At 72.8% G+C, this 14,370-nt stretch carries 10 protein-coding genes; 8 read left to right on the forward strand and 2 right to left on the reverse strand.

The annotated features are described in order from the left end of the window. Positions 1-11: 11 nt before the first annotated feature. Positions 12-1,541: an MFS transporter gene (locus ABT158_RS26555; RefSeq protein ID WP_352357753.1), complete on the reverse strand. Its 1,530-nt coding sequence runs from the start codon at positions 1,539-1,541 to the stop codon at positions 12-14. A gap of 245 nt (positions 1,542-1,786) precedes the next feature. Here ABT158_RS26555 and ABT158_RS26560 point away from each other — a divergent pair, with 245 nt between their 5' ends. The 7 genes from ABT158_RS26560 to ABT158_RS26590 all read left to right on the forward strand — a co-directional run bounded on the left by ABT158_RS26560 (position 1,787) and on the right by ABT158_RS26590 (position 12,561). After that, on the forward strand, positions 1,787-3,526 hold the full coding sequence (locus ABT158_RS26560) for a tetratricopeptide repeat protein (protein ID WP_502911569.1): 1,740 nt from the start codon (positions 1,787-1,789) through the stop codon (positions 3,524-3,526). A 15-nt stretch (positions 3,527-3,541) separates the two neighbouring features. Then, positions 3,542-4,438: a haloalkane dehalogenase gene (locus ABT158_RS26565; protein ID WP_352357757.1), complete on the forward strand. Its 897-nt coding sequence runs from the start codon at positions 3,542-3,544 to the stop codon at positions 4,436-4,438. Positions 4,439-4,502: 64 nt separating this feature from the next. Next, a complete protein-coding gene (locus ABT158_RS26570; RefSeq protein WP_352357759.1) occupies positions 4,503-6,851 on the forward strand; it encodes an AAA family ATPase in 2,349 nt (782 codons plus the stop codon). A gap of 83 nt (positions 6,852-6,934) precedes the next feature. Next, complete coding sequence (locus ABT158_RS26575; RefSeq protein WP_352357761.1) at positions 6,935-7,918, forward strand: ABC transporter permease; 984 nt, start codon at positions 6,935-6,937, stop codon at positions 7,916-7,918. Next, positions 7,918-8,817, forward strand: a complete 900-nt coding sequence (locus ABT158_RS26580; RefSeq protein ID WP_352357763.1) for an ABC transporter permease — start codon at positions 7,918-7,920, stop codon at positions 8,815-8,817. Before ABT158_RS26575 ends, ABT158_RS26580 begins: the two co-directional genes overlap by 1 nt. Continuing rightward, a complete protein-coding gene (locus ABT158_RS26585) occupies positions 8,814-10,847 on the forward strand; it encodes a dipeptide ABC transporter ATP-binding protein (RefSeq protein WP_352357765.1) in 2,034 nt (677 codons plus the stop codon). The genes ABT158_RS26580 and ABT158_RS26585 overlap by 4 nt, the downstream gene beginning before the upstream one ends. A gap of 19 nt (positions 10,848-10,866) precedes the next feature. Then, positions 10,867-12,561 (forward strand): ABC transporter family substrate-binding protein, encoded by a 1,695-nt coding sequence (locus tag ABT158_RS26590; protein ID WP_352357767.1) that lies wholly within the window; start codon positions 10,867-10,869, stop codon positions 12,559-12,561. Positions 12,562-12,568: 7 nt separating this feature from the next. Here ABT158_RS26590 and ABT158_RS26595 read toward each other — a convergent pair whose 3' ends face one another. After that, positions 12,569-13,201, reverse strand: a complete 633-nt coding sequence (locus ABT158_RS26595) for a LysE family translocator (protein ID WP_352357769.1) — start codon at positions 13,199-13,201, stop codon at positions 12,569-12,571. A gap of 71 nt (positions 13,202-13,272) precedes the next feature. Here ABT158_RS26595 and ABT158_RS26600 point away from each other — a divergent pair, with 71 nt between their 5' ends. Further along, complete coding sequence (locus ABT158_RS26600) at positions 13,273-14,370, forward strand: winged helix DNA-binding domain-containing protein (protein ID WP_352357771.1); 1,098 nt, start codon at positions 13,273-13,275, stop codon at positions 14,368-14,370.

The following is a 14,370-nucleotide window of genomic DNA, read 5'->3' on the forward strand; positions in this document are numbered from 1 at the left end:
CATGGCACACCTCAATCCCGGCTGAGCAGCATGGCCACCGCGACGGCGGTCAGGCCGAGCAGGACGACGCTGACGACCACGGTCGTGTGCAGGGCGCCGACGAAGGCCCAGCGTGCGGCGCCGAGCAGCGCGTCGCCGGTGCTGCCGCCGATCTCGCGGGCGACGTGGGCGGCGCCGGCCAGCGACTGCCTGGCCTGGTCCATGCCGCCCGCCGACACGCCGGGCACGGCGGGCAGGGCGGGCGCGTAGGCGAGCGTGGTGATCGTGCCCAGCACGGCGACGCCGAGGCCCGCGCCCAGCTCGTACGCGGTCTCCTCGATGGCCGCGGCCCCGCCCGCCCGGGACTCGGGCACCGAGGACATGATCGTGTCGGAGGCGGCCAGCAACGCCACCTGCACGCCGAACCCGATGCCCACGAAGCAGACCGCCAGCATCACCGGATGGCCCTCGACGCCCCAGCCCAGCGTGGGCGTCAGGGCCAGCGCGACGAGCCCGAGCCCGCCGCTCATCGTGGCCCGCATGCCGATCCTGGGCAGGATGTGGGCCGCCGCGAGCCCGCCGGTGACGGCCGACAGCACCAGCGGCAACATCCTGACCGCCGCGCGCACCGGGCTGTCGCCCAGCACGAGCTGCAGGTACTGGGCCAGCATGAGCTGGAGCCCGACCAGCGCGAACACACCCAGCAGCACGCCGGCCACGCCGGTGGTGAACTCGCGCCGCCGGAACAGGGCCAGCTCCAGCAGCGGCGCCGGCAGCCGGGACTGGCGGCGGACGAACGCGACCAGCAGCCCCGCGCCACCGAGGAAGACCAGCACCGAGGCCCAGAACGGCAGCAGGGTCCCCGACCCGGCCTCCTTCAGCCCGAAGGCCAGGGCGAGCAGGCCGAGCACCGACAACACGGCGCTCGTCGCGTCCCAAGGACGTTCCCTGCGCAGCGGCGACTCCGGCAGCAGCCGGACGGCCAGGGGCAGCAGCGCCAGCAGGATCGGCACGTTGATCAGGAAGACCGCGCCCCACCAGAGGCCGACCAGCACGCCGCCGATCAGCGGCCCCACCGCCGCCCCGGCCGCGGCGACCGCGCTCCAGACGCCGAGCGCGACGGCCCGCTCGCGCCGGTCGGTGAACACCTGGCGGATGAGCGAGAGCGTGGCCGGCATGATCATGGCGCCGCCGACGCCGAGCAGCGCCCTGGCCAGGATCAGGGTCAGCGGCGTGGGCGCGAACGCCGCTCCCGCCGAGGCCACGCCGAACAGCACGAAACCGCCCAGGACCAGCCGCTTGCGGCCGTAGCGGTCGCCGAGCGTGCCGAAGACGATGAGCAGCGGCGCGACGACGAGCGAGTAGCTGTCGATGATCCACAGCAGCTCGACCGAGGACGGTTCGAGCGCGGCCGTGAGCGCGGGCACCGCGATGTGCAGGACGGTGGCGTCGACCGTGATCAGGAGCAGGCTCAGGCAGAGCAGCACGAGGACGGCCCAGCGGTTGTCCCGTCGGGGGCGATCGGCACGCCGTACGAGGGGTGCGGCCTGGGTGACGGTCATGGGCCTCCTTGCAGGCCGATCCGGTCACCAGGGCCTGCACGTGCAGAACGGTCGAAAGCGGGGGAACTCACGGGGGCGGTCTCGCGCCCTCTCCTGCCGCGGCTCTCCACTCCGGCTTGCGTGGCAGCTTAGGCCATGCCAGGCGCTCGGCATAGCGGTATGGGCCGATCCGCGAGGCCCCCCACCTCTCTAGTGAGATACAGCCATATGTCCGGATCTACCCAACCTCCATCCGTCACCCGATCATGGGAGCCGTGGGGAACGCTGGAAGTGCCGGTAACGATGATATTTCCGATAAGTCCTCACGCGAGTGGTGCACCGAGGCCCTGACCAGGCTGAACGCGGGCCGTCCCGAATCGGCGCTGGAGGCCGCGCGCCGGGCGGCCGACCTCGACCCCGGCGACGAATGGGCCTGCCGCCTCATCAGCCTGGCCCACGAACGCCAGGGCCGCGACGCCGACGCCCTCCCCCCGGCCGAACGCGCGGTGGAGCTCGCGCCCGGCTCCTGGTCCGCCCGCCTGCGCCTGGCCGCGATCTCCCGCCGCATCCCCGGCCGCTGGCCCGCGGCGGTCGCCGACGCCGTGCTGGCCGCGCGGTTCGCCCCCGAGGAGGCCGACCCCGAGGTCCTGCTCGGCGACCTGGCGCTGCTGCGCGGCGACCATCCGCGGGCCGGACGGGCCTACCGCGCCGCGCTCGCCACGGCTCCGGCCCATCCGCAGGCCCGCGTGAACCTGGCGCTGTGCCTGCTGCGCTGGGACCGTCCGCGCCCGCACCACGATCCCGCCTGGCCGGTCGACCCGCGCCAGACGGGACGGGCCAGGCGGGCGCTGGAGGTGTGGGCGCGCCAGGCCCGGCTGCTGCTGGCCGTGGCCACGATCGCCGTCACGGCGGCCGCGCTGGCCCTCGACTCGGCGGGGTGGGCCCGGTGGTGCGGGTTCGCCGCGCTGGCCGCGCTGGTGCCGCTGACGGTCCGGCAGGCGCGGCGGGTGGGGGTCTGGGCGTACGTGCCGGCCATGGCCGGGCGCGATCCCTGGCTGGGCGCGGCCGTGGTGTCGGCCGGGTTGTCGGTGCCGGCGTTCGCGGGGTGGCTGCTGCTGGGCGCGGTGCATGCGGCGCCGTCCTGGCGGGATCCGGTCTGGGCGGGGCTGGCCGGGATCGTGGTGCTGATGTGGCCGGCGCTGACGGTCGTCCGGGTGCTGGCCGAGTCGTGGCGGGGGCGGCCGATGCCCGCGCTGGCCGAGCTGGCCCGCGTCCCGGGCGAGCGCACGGCGGCCAGGAACACCGGCGTGACGTTGTGGATCGTGCTCATCAGGACCTGGTCGGTGCTGGTGCCGCTGGTCGGCGGGGCGCTGGCGGTCGAGCCGCGGGCCGCGGTGGCGGCGGTGGCGGTGCCGTTCCCGATGGTGCGGGCCTGGCTGCGGGCCCGCCGCGGGGGCGACGGCTGGCTGCTGGCCGCGGGCGGTCTGGTGGCGCTCGCCGCCCTCGGCTGCGCCGCCGGCGGCGCGCTGGGCTCGGCCTGGGGCTGGCGGGCGGGAGTGTGCGCGCTCGGCGCGGCGATGACGGTGTTCGCGGCACGGGCCCTGCGCGCGTGGTGGCGCGGCGCGCCGGGGCCCTGGCGGGCCTCCCTCGTCATGTGCGACCTGCCCATGGGCGGCGCGCCCTCGGTGGCCCTGACGCCGGAGGCGCGCCAGGCGTTCTCCTACGCCAGGAGCCTCGTCCTGTCCTACGGCGATCCCACGGGCCCCCGGGTCGTGGGCGCGGCCGGGTCCGTCACCTCCTCCGGCGAGCTGCGGCTGATCGCCGGGCCCGAGGCGTGGGAGGGCGTGGCGGCCGACCCGCGCGTCGCGGTGTTCGCGGCCGACCCGTTGCAGCGGCGGTTCTGGGTGGAGGTGCGCGGCATCGCCGTGGCCGGTCCTGACGTGCTGCGCGTCACCCCCAAGCAGGTGCTCGTCGGCGAGTTCCCCGGCAGGCACCAGCGACGGTGAATAGAGTTTTGTTCTATGCGGACCCTGCGCACCCCCGAAGAGCGTTTCGCGAACCTGCCCGACTTCCCCTACGAGCCCCGCCACGCCGACCTGCCGGACGGCCTGCGCATGGCCTACGTCGAGGCCGGCCCCACGGACGGCGAGCCGGTCGTCCTGCTGCACGGCGAGCCGAGCTGGTCCTTCCTCTACCGCCACGTCATGCGCGAGCTGGCCGCGGCCGGGCTGCGCGCGATCGCCCCCGACCTGATCGGCTTCGGCCGCTCGGACAAACCCGTGGACCCCGCCGACCACACCTACGCCAGGCACGTCGAGTGGACCCGCGCGCTGCTGTTCGACGCGCTGGCCCTGGACCGCGTCACCGTCGTCGGCCAGGACTGGGGCGGCCTGATCGGGCTGCGGATCGCCGCCGAGCACCCCGAGCGCGTGGCCAGGATCGTGGCCGCCAACACGGGGTTGCCCTCGGGTGACATTCCCATGCCCGACGTCTGGCACCGCTTCAGGGAGACCGTCGCCGGTGCCCCCACGCTGGACATCGCCCGGCTGGTCCAGGCGGGCTGCCGGACGCGTCTCAGCGACGAGGTGCGGGCGGCCTACGACGCGCCGTTCCCGGACGAGTCGTACAAAGCGGGCCCGCGCGCCCTGCCCGGGCTCGTCCCGATCACGCCCGACGACCCCGCCGCGCCCGCCAACCGCGCTGCCTGGCAGATCCTCACCACGCTCGACCGCCCGTTCCTGGTGGCCTTCTCCGACGGCGACCCCATCACCGGCGGCATGGCGCCCATCATGCTCAAGGCCGTCGCGGGCACGGCCGGGCTGTCCCATCCGGTGATCGCCGGCGCCGGCCACTTCCTCCAGGAGGACGCCGGCACCGAACTCGGACGGCGGATCGCCCTTTTCGTGACCTCCACCTAGCGTGTCAGGCCCGCCCAATCGTCGGTCGGGTGCGGTATAACCGGGGGCGGACCGGGGAGGCGTGATGCGTGAGTCCGACAGGGCCCAGGCCGCGGGGCGGGCCGCGGCGCGGGATCTGTTCGAGCAGGTGAGACTGCGTTATTTCCAGATTCCCCCCGCCGTGCGACGGGTGCTCTACGCCGTGCTGCTCATCGTCGTCATGGGCGTGGGCGCGGCGCTCGGCTGGGATCTGCTGAAGACGTTCCCCCTCGTCCTGATGGCGCTCGCCTTCGTGGCGCTGACCATGCGCTTCCCGCGGGCCGCCGCGACCGCGCTGGTCGTGGCCGGCTGGGTCGTGCTGGCGCTGCCGCTGTTCTCCTGGCGCTTCCCCCCGGGCTCCATGGCGCTGCACGCGATGGTCGCCCTCGCCCTGCCCGTGGCCGCCGCCGCCCACCTCATCCGCTGGGTCACGCCGTGGGTCACCACGCTGGCCGCGCTCGTGCCGGCCGGGGTGCTGGCCTTCGGGCTCTCCTTCGTGTCGGCCGCCGTCGCGCTCTGGGGCGCCTGCCTGGCGGCCGTCGTCGTGCTGGTCCACCGGTTCCTCCAGGCGCGGCGGGCCAAGGCCGAGCTGTCCGCCGAGGAGCAGCAGGTGCGCGTGCGCGCCCGCGAGGGCCGGCCGGAGCCGCAGGCCGACAAGGCGGGCGCGCCGCCGCAGATCTCCGTCGAGGAGGCGCTGGCCGAGCTGGAGGGCATGATCGGGCTGGCGCCGGTCAAGGAGCAGGTCCGCTCGATCGCCGCCTCCATCGAGGCCACCCGGCTGCGGGCCGAGGCCGGCTACACCGCCGAACGCCCGACCAGGCACTTCGTCTTCGTCGGCCCGCCGGGCACCGGCAAGACCAGCGTGGCCCGCGCGCTGGCCAAGATCTTCTACGCGTTCGGCCTGCTGGAGACCCCCTACGTGGTCGAGGCGCAGCGGGCCGACCTGGTGGGCGAGTTCCTCGGCGCGACCGCGATCAAGACCAACGAGCTGGTCGACCGGGCGCTCGGCGGCGTGCTGTTCGTCGACGAGGCCTACAGCCTGGTCAACTCCTCCGACGGCCAGCCCGACAGGTTCGGCGCCGAAGCCGTCCAGACCCTGCTCAAACGGGCCGAGGACGACCGCGAGCGCCTGATCATCATCCTGGCCGGCTACGAGCAGGAGATGGCCTCGTTCCTGTCCAGCAACCCGGGCCTGGCCAGCAGGTTCGCCACCCGGGTGCGCTTCCCCAGCTACTCCGCCCCCGAGCTGGCCGAGATCACCGAGGTGCTCCAGCGGCGCAGGGGCGACACGATGGCCCCCGACGCCGGGCGCGCCCTGCTCGGCCTCTACGAAGACGTCCAGCGGCGCGGCCTGGTCGACGAGCTGGGCAACGCCCGCTTCGTGCGCAGCCTGGTCGAGGCCGCCGCGCAGGCCAGAGACGTGCGCGTGGTGGGCGCCGGCGGCACCCCGACCACCCACGACCTGGTGACCACCACCACGCCCGACGTGACCAAGGCGTTCGAGGAGCTGACCGCCCGCTTCCGCGGCTACGTGGCCACGCCCACGCTGGAGGAGGCGCTGGCCGACCTCGACGCGATGGCCGGTCTTGAGCCGGTCAAGCGGCAGGTGCACGCCATCGCCGCCCAGCTCCAGGTGGCCCGCATGCGGCAGGAGCGCGGGCTGCCCACGCCGCCCCAGATGCGGCACTTCGTCTTCGCCGGGCCGCCCGGCACCGGCAAGACCACCGTCGCGCGGGTGCTCGGCCGCGTCTTCGCCGCGCTCGGCCTGCTGGCCAGGCCCGACGTCGTCGAGGCCCACCGGGCCGACCTGGTCGGCCAGCACCTCGGCGCGACCGCGATCAAGACCAACGAGCTGGTCGACCGGGCGCTCGGCGGCGTGCTGTTCATCGACGAGGCCTACAGCCTGGTCAACCCCGGCTACGCGGGCGGCGACGCCTTCGGCTCCGAGGCCGTCCAGACGCTGCTCAAACGGGCCGAGGACGACCGCGACCGGCTGGTCATCGTGCTGGCCGGCTACTCGCGCGAGATGGACGCCTTCCTGGCCACCAACCCGGGCCTGGCCAGCCGGTTCAACCAGCGCGTGGCCTTCCCCAGCTACTCGCCGCGCGAGCTGTCGCAGATCGCCGTGCTGCTGGCCGGCAAGGCCGGCGACACCTTCGACGAGCAGGCCCTGCGCGACCTCGACGAGGTGTTCGCCTGGGTGTGCGAGGAACGCCTGATCGACGGCCTGGGCAACGGCCGCTTCGCCCGCTCGTTGTTCGAACGGGCTGCGATGCGCCGCGACGTGCGCCTGGCCGCCCACGCGTCGGGCGGCGGGTCGGCCAGCGCCGCCGACCTCACGACGATCACCAGCGACGACGTCCGCACCGCCGTGGACGAACTTTCCGGACGTTAACCCCTCTTTGGCATTTCCCCGCGCCACGATGCTGCTGCCTGTAGCAGTATGACTACCTATCGTGCGCATCCGGGAGGGGGACGATGGCGGGGTTCCTGGCCCGCAGGCTGCTCAACTACGTGGTGCTGGTCGGCGTGGCCGCGAGCCTGGCGTACCTGCTGGCCGCCGGGGCGCTCGACCCGCGTTCCAACTACGCCGACCGCACCCCGAAACCGCCGCCCGCCGTCGTCGACGCCCAGCTCACCGCGCTCAACCTCAACGACAAGACCCCCCTGCTCCAGCGCTACGCCACCTGGGCCGCGGGCGTGCTGCACGGCGACTTCGGCAAGACCGTCACCGGCTCGCCCGTGAACGAGGACCTCCGGCGGCGGATGGGGGTCACGTTCCGGCTGGTCATCCTGGGGCTGCTGTGCGGGAGCCTGCTGGGGGTGCTGGTGGGCGCGTACGCGGCGGTGCGGCAGTACGGCTGGTTCGACCGGCTCTCGACGGGCCTGTCGTTCGTCGTGCTCGCGGTGCCGGTCGTGGTGCTGGCCAACATGCTGATCCTGGCCGGCGCCTGGGCCAACGACAACCTCTTCGGCCGCCAGGTGCTGCTGGTCAGCGGCGAGTACAGCGCCGGCCTGCAGACCGGCTTCTGGGGCTACGTGCTCGACCGGCTGCAACACCTGATCCTGCCGACGATCTCGCTGTCCGTCGGCCTGGTCGCGGTCTTCAGCCGCTACCAGCGCAACATGATGCTCGACGTGCTCGGCGCCGACTTCGTCCGCACGGCCAGGGCCAAGGGGCTGAGCAGGGGCCGGGCGCTGACCCGGCACGCGCTGCGCACCGCGCTGATCCCGGTGGCCACCTACTTCGCCTTCACGTTCGGCACCCTGCTGACCGGGGCCACCTTCACCGAGAAGATCTTCGGCTGGCACGGGCTGGGCGAGCAGCTGATCAACTCGATCTTCACCAACGACGTCAACACCGTGGCGGCGATCTCCTTCCTGGCCGCGGTGGCGGTGTTGTGCGCCGCGCTCGCCTCCGACCTGCTGCACGCCGCGCTCGACCCCAGGGTGCGGGCGTGATGACGCTCTCCGACGAGGAGCTGGCGGAGGAGCTGACCGCCGACCTGGGGCGGGCGCCGTCGCGGCTGCGGGTGGTGGCCGGGCGGTTCTTCCGCTCGCCGCAGGGGCTGATCGGGTTCGCGGTGCTGGCGCTGATGTTCCTGCTGGCGTTCGCCGGGCCGCTGTTCAGCCCGTGGTCCTACACCGACAAGGACTTCACGGCGTTCTTGCAGCCGCCCTCGCCCCGCCACTGGTTCGGAACGCTCCAGACCGGCGCCGACGTCTACGCGGTGACGCTGCGCGGCATGCAGAAGTCGCTGATCGTGGGCCTGCTGGCGGCGCTGGTGTCCACGGCGGTGGCGGCCGTGGTGGGCGCCTTCTCCGGCTACTTCCTGGGCTGGACCGACCGGGCGCTGAGCTGGGTGACCGACCTGCTGCTCGTGCTGCCCGCGTTCCTCATCCTGGCGATCATGTCGCCGCTGTTCGGGGCCGGGCAGTGGGTGCTGTTCGTGGTCATGCTGTCGCTGTTCCTGTGGATGGTGACGTCGAAGATCGTCCGGGGGATGACGATCTCGCTGAAGGAGCGCGAGTACATCCAGGCCGCCCGATTCATGGGGGTGCCGCCGGTGCGGATCATCTTCCGGCACGTGATCCCCAACCTGTCCTCGCTGCTCATCGTCGACGCCACGCTCAACGTCAGCGCGGCCATCCTGACCGAGACCTCGCTGTCGTACTTCGGGTTCGGCATCCAGCCGCCCGACGTGTCCTTCGGCACGCTGATCGCCGACGGCTCGCGCACGGCGGTCTACGCGCCCTGGACGTTCTGGTTCGTGGCCGGGCTGCTGGTGGTCACCGTGCTGGCGGTCAACCTCATCGGCGACGCGCTGCGCGACGCCTTCGACCCGGCGGCGCGGCGATGAGGCCGGCGGCGAACCCCGTCCTGGAGGTCAGCGACCTGCACGTGTCCTTCGGCGACGTGCGCGCGGTGCGCGGGGTCACCTACTCGGTGAGTCCGGGCGAGGTGCTGGGCATCGTGGGCGAGTCCGGGTCGGGCAAGTCGGTCACCTCGGCCGCGGTCATGGGCCTGCTGCCGCCGAGCGCCCGGGTCACCGGGTCGGTGCGGCTGCACGGCAAGGAGCTGATCGGCGCCTCCGAGCGGGAGCTGACCCGCTTCCGCGGCAAGACCGTGTCGATGGTGTTCCAGGACCCTCTGTCGGCGCTCACGCCCGTCTACCGGGTGGGCGACCAGATCGCCGAGGCCGTCCGCGTCCACCAGCGGGTGAGCAAGGAGAACGCCGCGGTCAAGGCCGTCGAGCTGCTGGAGCTGGTCGGCATCCCGTCGCCGAGCGAGCGGGCGCTCGCCTTCCCGCACGAGTTCTCCGGCGGCATGCGGCAGCGCGTGATGATCGCGATGGCCATCGCCAACGACCCCGACGTGATCATCTGTGACGAGCCCACCACCGCGCTCGACGTGACCATCCAGGCGCAGGTGCTGGAGGTGCTGAAGAAGGCCCAGCGCAAGACCGGCGCGGCGATCGTCATGATCACGCACGACCTCGGCGTGGTGGCCGGCTTCGCCGACCGGGTCCTGGTCATGTACGCCGGGCGCCCGGTCGAGGTGGGCGACGTCGACGACATCTACTACCGGATGCGCATGCCGTACACGGCGGGGCTGCTGGCCTCGATCCCGCGGGTCGACCGCGGCGGCCGTCAGCCGCTGCTGCCGATCGCGGGGAACCCGCCCTCCCCCGCCGCGCTGCCGCCGGGGTGCCCGTTCGCGCCGCGCTGCCCGCTGAAGATCCACGAGTGCGACGCGGCCGAGCCGCCGCTGTTCGAGGTGGCGACCGGCCACCGGGCGGCGTGCATCCGCTGGGAGATCGTCCGTCCGCAGGGCCCCGGCCGCCACGCGGCGGCCGGCGAGCCCGTGGCCCCCGCGGTCCGCGCCGAGCAGCCGGTGCTGGAGGTCGACGGCCTGGTCAAGGACTACCCGCTGCTCAAGGGGGCGCTGTTCAAGCGCAGGGTCGGCACGGTGCACGCGGTGGCGGGCGTCAGCTTCGACATCCGCCGCGGCGAGACGCTGGGCCTGGTCGGCGAGTCGGGCAGCGGCAAGACCACCACGCTCACCCAGATCCTGGAGCTGGTCCCGCCGCAGGAGGGGCGGGTGGTCGTGCTCGGCCGCGACACCGCCCGGCTGGACGGCGCCGGGCGCACCGCGATCCGGCGGGACATGCAGGTCGTCTTCCAGGACCCGATGGCCTCGCTCGACCCGCGCATGACGGTCTACGACATCCTGGCCGAGCCGCTGCGCACCCACGGCGAACGCCGGCCGGGCCGGCGGGTGGGCGAACTGCTCGCCCTGGTGGGCCTCGACCCGGCGCACGCCGCCCGCTACCCCCAGGACTTCTCCGGCGGCCAGCGGCAGCGCATCGGCATCGCCCGGGCGCTGGCGCTGGAGCCCAGGCTGCTGGTGCTGGACGAGCCGGTCTCCGCGCTCGACGTGTCGATCCAGGCCGGGATCATCAACCTGCTCGGCTCGCTGCGGTCCAGGCTCGGGCTGTCGTACCTGTTCGTCGCGCACGACCTGGCGGTGGTGCGGTACATCGCCGACCGGGTGGCGGTCATGTACCTGGGCAGGATCGCCGAGATCGGGCAGGTCGACGCGGTCTACGGGGCTCCGGCGCATCCGTACACGCAGGCTCTGCTGTCGGCGATCCCGCTGCCCGACCCGGCGCGCGAGCGCGTACGCGAGCGCATCCTGCTCGAAGGCGACCTGCCCAGCCCGGCCCACCCTCCGACCGGCTGCCGCTTCCGCACCCGCTGCCCGAAGTTCCGCTCGGTGCTCAGCCACGACGAGCGCGCGCTCTGCGTGGACGTCGAGCCCGAGGTGCTGCCGGTGGGCGACGACCAGGGCGCGGCCTGCCATTACGCCGAGAGGCTCGACGTCGTCTAGATCAGGAGGAATGCGCTCGATGAAAGCTTCACGTCTTGTCGTGGCCGTCGCCGTGGCCGGCTCGCTGTCGCTGGTGAGCTGTGGCGGCGGCGGCTCGGGGGGCGGCTCGGCGAGCGGCACGGAAGGCGCGCACAAGACCATCAAGGCCTTCGACATCAACCCGCAGCCGCGCGAGAAGGTCAAGGACGGCGGCACGCTGCGCTGGGGCATCAACGAGTTCCCCACCCAGTGGAACCGGAACCACGTCGACGGCAACCTGGCGATGGCGGCCGTGATCAGCAACGCGTTGCTGCCCTCGCCGTTCGTCTCCGACGAGAAGGCGGAGATCGCCGTCGATCCCGACTACGTGCTCGACGCCAAGGTCACCGACCAGAGCCCGAAGCAGGTCGTCACCTACACGCTCAACCCCAAGGCCAAGTGGTCCGACGGGCAGCCGATCACCTGGGCCGACTACCAGGCCCAGTGGCAGGCGCTCAACGGCCGCAACCCCGAGTTCCACATCGTCTCGGCCACCGGCTACCAGGACATCGAGAAGGTCGAGCGGGGCAAGGACGACTACGAGGTGAAGGTCACCTTCGCCAAGCCGTTCGGCGACTGGCAGTCGCTGTTCGGGCCGCTGCTGCCGGCCGCCACGAACCGGACCCCGCAGGCCTTCAACACCGCGTGGCTGAACAAGATCCCGGTGACCGCCGGGCCGTTCAAGTTCAAGGGCTTCGACCAGACGGCCAAGACGATCACGATCGTCCGCGACGACGCCTGGTGGGGCAACCGGGCCAAGCTCGACCAGATCATCTACCGGGCCTCGGAGCAGGACTCACTGATCGGCGCGTTCAGCAACGGGGAACTCGACCTCATCGACGTCGGGCCGTCGGCGCCCGACTACGCGCGGGCCAGGGCCACGCAGGGCGCCCAGGTGCGCCAGGCCGCCGGGCCCGACTTCCGGCACTTCACCTTCAACGGGTCGAGCGAGCCGCTCAAGGACGTGAACGTGCGCCAGGCCATCCAGCTCGGCATCAACCGGCAGGCCATCGCGCAGTCCGACCTGCAGGGGCTCGACTGGCCGATCGCGCTGCTGAACAACCACTTCTTCATGAACACGCAGGAGGGCTACCTGGACAACGCCGGAAATCTCGGCGTCTACAACCCCGAACGCGCCAAGCAACTGCTCGACGCGGCCGGCTGGAAGCTGAACGGGGCCGTCAGGCAGAAGAACGGGCAGCCGCTCGACCTGCGGTTCGTGGTGCCGTCCGGGGTGCAGCTCAGCAAGTCGGAGGGTGAGCTGGCCCAGAACATGCTGGCCCAGATCGGGGTGAAGCTCACCATCAAGGCGGTGCCGAGCGACGACTTCTTCACCAAGTACGTCATCCCCGGCAACTTCGACATCACGCCCTTCGCCTACATCGGGACGCCTTACCCGATTTCGAGCAGCTACGGGATCTACGCGAACTCGGCGAACGGCAAGACCTGGAACGCGAACTTCGGCCGTACCGGCTCGCCGGAGATCGACCAGGCCATGGACAAGGCGGCCCAGAACCTCGACCCGGCCGGGGCGCGCACCCAGACGAACGAGGCCGACGGGCTGATCTGGAAGCTGGTCAACGTGCTGCCGCTCTACCAGCGTCCGCAGAACGTGGCGGCCAAGCAGACGCTGGCCAACGTCGGCGCGCGCGGCTTCTACGACCTGCGCTACGAGGACATCGGCTTCACCGGCTGACCGGCGTTCAACGCTCCACGGCGAGCTTCACGCCGAGCCCGACGAAGATGCCGCCCGTCGCCGTGTTCACCCGGCGGCGGGCGACGGCGCTGCGGCGCAGCCAACCGCCGATGCGCCCGGCCAGCACGCCCACCGCGCCGTCCACGACGAACTCGAAGGCAATCAGGACGGCGCCGAGCACGGCGAACTGCAGCCACATCCGCCCGAGCCCCGGATCGACGAACTGCGGGAGGAAGGCGACGGTGAAGGTGACCATCTTGGGGTTGAGCAGGTTCGTCAGCAGGCCGCTCAGGTAGGCGCGGCGGCCGGACATCCCGGTGCCCGGCTCGGGCATGTCGCTCACCCCGCCCTTGCGGTCCCGCAACATCCGCACGCCCAGGTGGATCAGGTACGCGGCGCCGGCGATCCGTACGACGGTGAAGGCGACCGGCACGGCCGCGAAGAGCGCGGCCAGCCCCGCGGCGGCCACGGCGACGTGGATCGCCTCGCTGGTCGCCACCCCGGCCGTGGCCAGCAGCCCGGCCCGGGGGCCGCCCCGCATCCCGCAGCCCAGCACGAACAGCATGTCGGGGCCGGGGGTGATCATCGCCACGATGGTGATAACCGCGAAGAGCGCGAGAAGATGACCGTCGAGAGGCATGCTTGATCCTCTCATATCCCCATTTTTCGCCCAATGTACGGAATGTCGGTGGGAGGCGGTAGAAGTGACGCATGACGATGGAGCTCACCTGGCCGCAGATCCTCGCCTGGCGGCTGCGCAGGCAGTTCGTGGCGGCGACCGACGGGCCGGACGCGGTGTCGGTGGCCCGCCGGCTGTGCGGGGTGCAGGCGCAGGTCGCCTCCTCGGCCCAGCTCGCGGTGGCGGTCAGGAGCGCCCGGCCCGACCCAGGTGAGATCGACCGGGCCCTGTGGAGCGATCGGGCCCTGGTCAAGACCTGGCTCATGCGCGGCACCCTCCACCTGGTGCCCGCCGACGAGCTGGCCGGCCTGTGCGCGGCGCTGAGCACGCTGCGCTTCTGGGAGAAGGGCTCCTGGCAGCGCGGGCACGGCGTGACGGCCGCGGAGATCGAGGCCGTCATCGAGGCCGTCCCCGAGGCGCTGAAGGGAGCGCCGCTGACCCGCGAGGAGCTGGTCGACGCGATCCTGGCGCTGACCGGCGACGCCCATCTCCGCGAGGCGCTGACGTCCGGCTGGGGGGCGCTGCTCAAGCCGCTGAGCCGTCTGGGTGAGCTGTGCTACGGGCCGCCCCGCGAGGGCAAGGTGACCTTCACCGCGCCGCGGTCGTGGCTGCCGGGCTGGCCGGGGGCGCTGCCCGACCAGGAGGAGGCGGGTGTGCGGGTGCTGCGGGCGTTCCTGGGGGCCCACGGGCCGGCCACGCCGGAGATGTTCGACACGTGGCTGTTCGGCGGGGTGGCCAGGAAGGCGGTGCTCAAGGCGTGGGTCAAGGGGCTGGCCCCGGAGCTGGTGGAGGTCAGGGCCGACGACGGCACGACCCTGTACGCACTGGCCGAGCACGCCGACGACCTGGCCGCCACCCGGCCTTCGCAGGAGGTCCACCTGCTGCCGGGCTTCGACCAGTTCATCCTGGGGGCGCCGCGGACGCTCGCCCCGCTCGTCCCGCCGCCGCTCAAGCCCAAGGTCAGCCGCCAGGCGGGCTGGATCTCGCCCGTCGTGGTGCACGAGGGGCGGGTGGCCGGCGTGTGGGAGGCGAAGAACGGCGCCATCACCCTCGGCCTGGCCGCGCCGGTGCCTCAGGACGCGCTCGACCGCGCCCTGAGCCGCATGCGGTCGCTGCTGGGGCCGGCCTGA

It is taken from the genome of Nonomuraea sp. NPDC001636 (assembly GCF_040298265.1).
Classification (GTDB): Bacteria; Actinomycetota; Actinomycetes; order Streptosporangiales; family Streptosporangiaceae; genus Nonomuraea.

Bases quoted from the DNA above. Each gene is read 5' to 3' on its own strand.
- ABT158_RS26595 (WP_352357769.1), bottom strand. From the start codon at position 13,201: ATGCCTCTCGACGGTCATCTTCTCGCGCTCTTCGCGGTTATCACCATC.
- ABT158_RS26565 (WP_352357757.1), top strand. From the start codon at position 3,542: ATGCGGACCCTGCGCACCCCCGAAGAGCGTTTCGCGAACCTGCCCGAC.
- ABT158_RS26555 (WP_352357753.1), bottom strand. From the start codon at position 1,541: ATGACCGTCACCCAGGCCGCACCCCTCGTACGGCGTGCCGATCGCCCC.
- ABT158_RS26590 (WP_352357767.1), top strand. From the start codon at position 10,867: ATGAAAGCTTCACGTCTTGTCGTGGCCGTCGCCGTGGCCGGCTCGCTG.
- ABT158_RS26600 (WP_352357771.1), top strand. From the start codon at position 13,273: ATGACGATGGAGCTCACCTGGCCGCAGATCCTCGCCTGGCGGCTGCGC.
- ABT158_RS26570 (WP_352357759.1), top strand. From the start codon at position 4,503: ATGCGTGAGTCCGACAGGGCCCAGGCCGCGGGGCGGGCCGCGGCGCGG.
- ABT158_RS26585 (WP_352357765.1), top strand. From the start codon at position 8,814: ATGAGGCCGGCGGCGAACCCCGTCCTGGAGGTCAGCGACCTGCACGTG.
- ABT158_RS26560 (WP_502911569.1), top strand. From the start codon at position 1,787: ATGGGAGCCGTGGGGAACGCTGGAAGTGCCGGTAACGATGATATTTCC.
- ABT158_RS26580 (WP_352357763.1), top strand. From the start codon at position 7,918: ATGACGCTCTCCGACGAGGAGCTGGCGGAGGAGCTGACCGCCGACCTG.
- ABT158_RS26575 (WP_352357761.1), top strand. From the start codon at position 6,935: ATGGCGGGGTTCCTGGCCCGCAGGCTGCTCAACTACGTGGTGCTGGTC.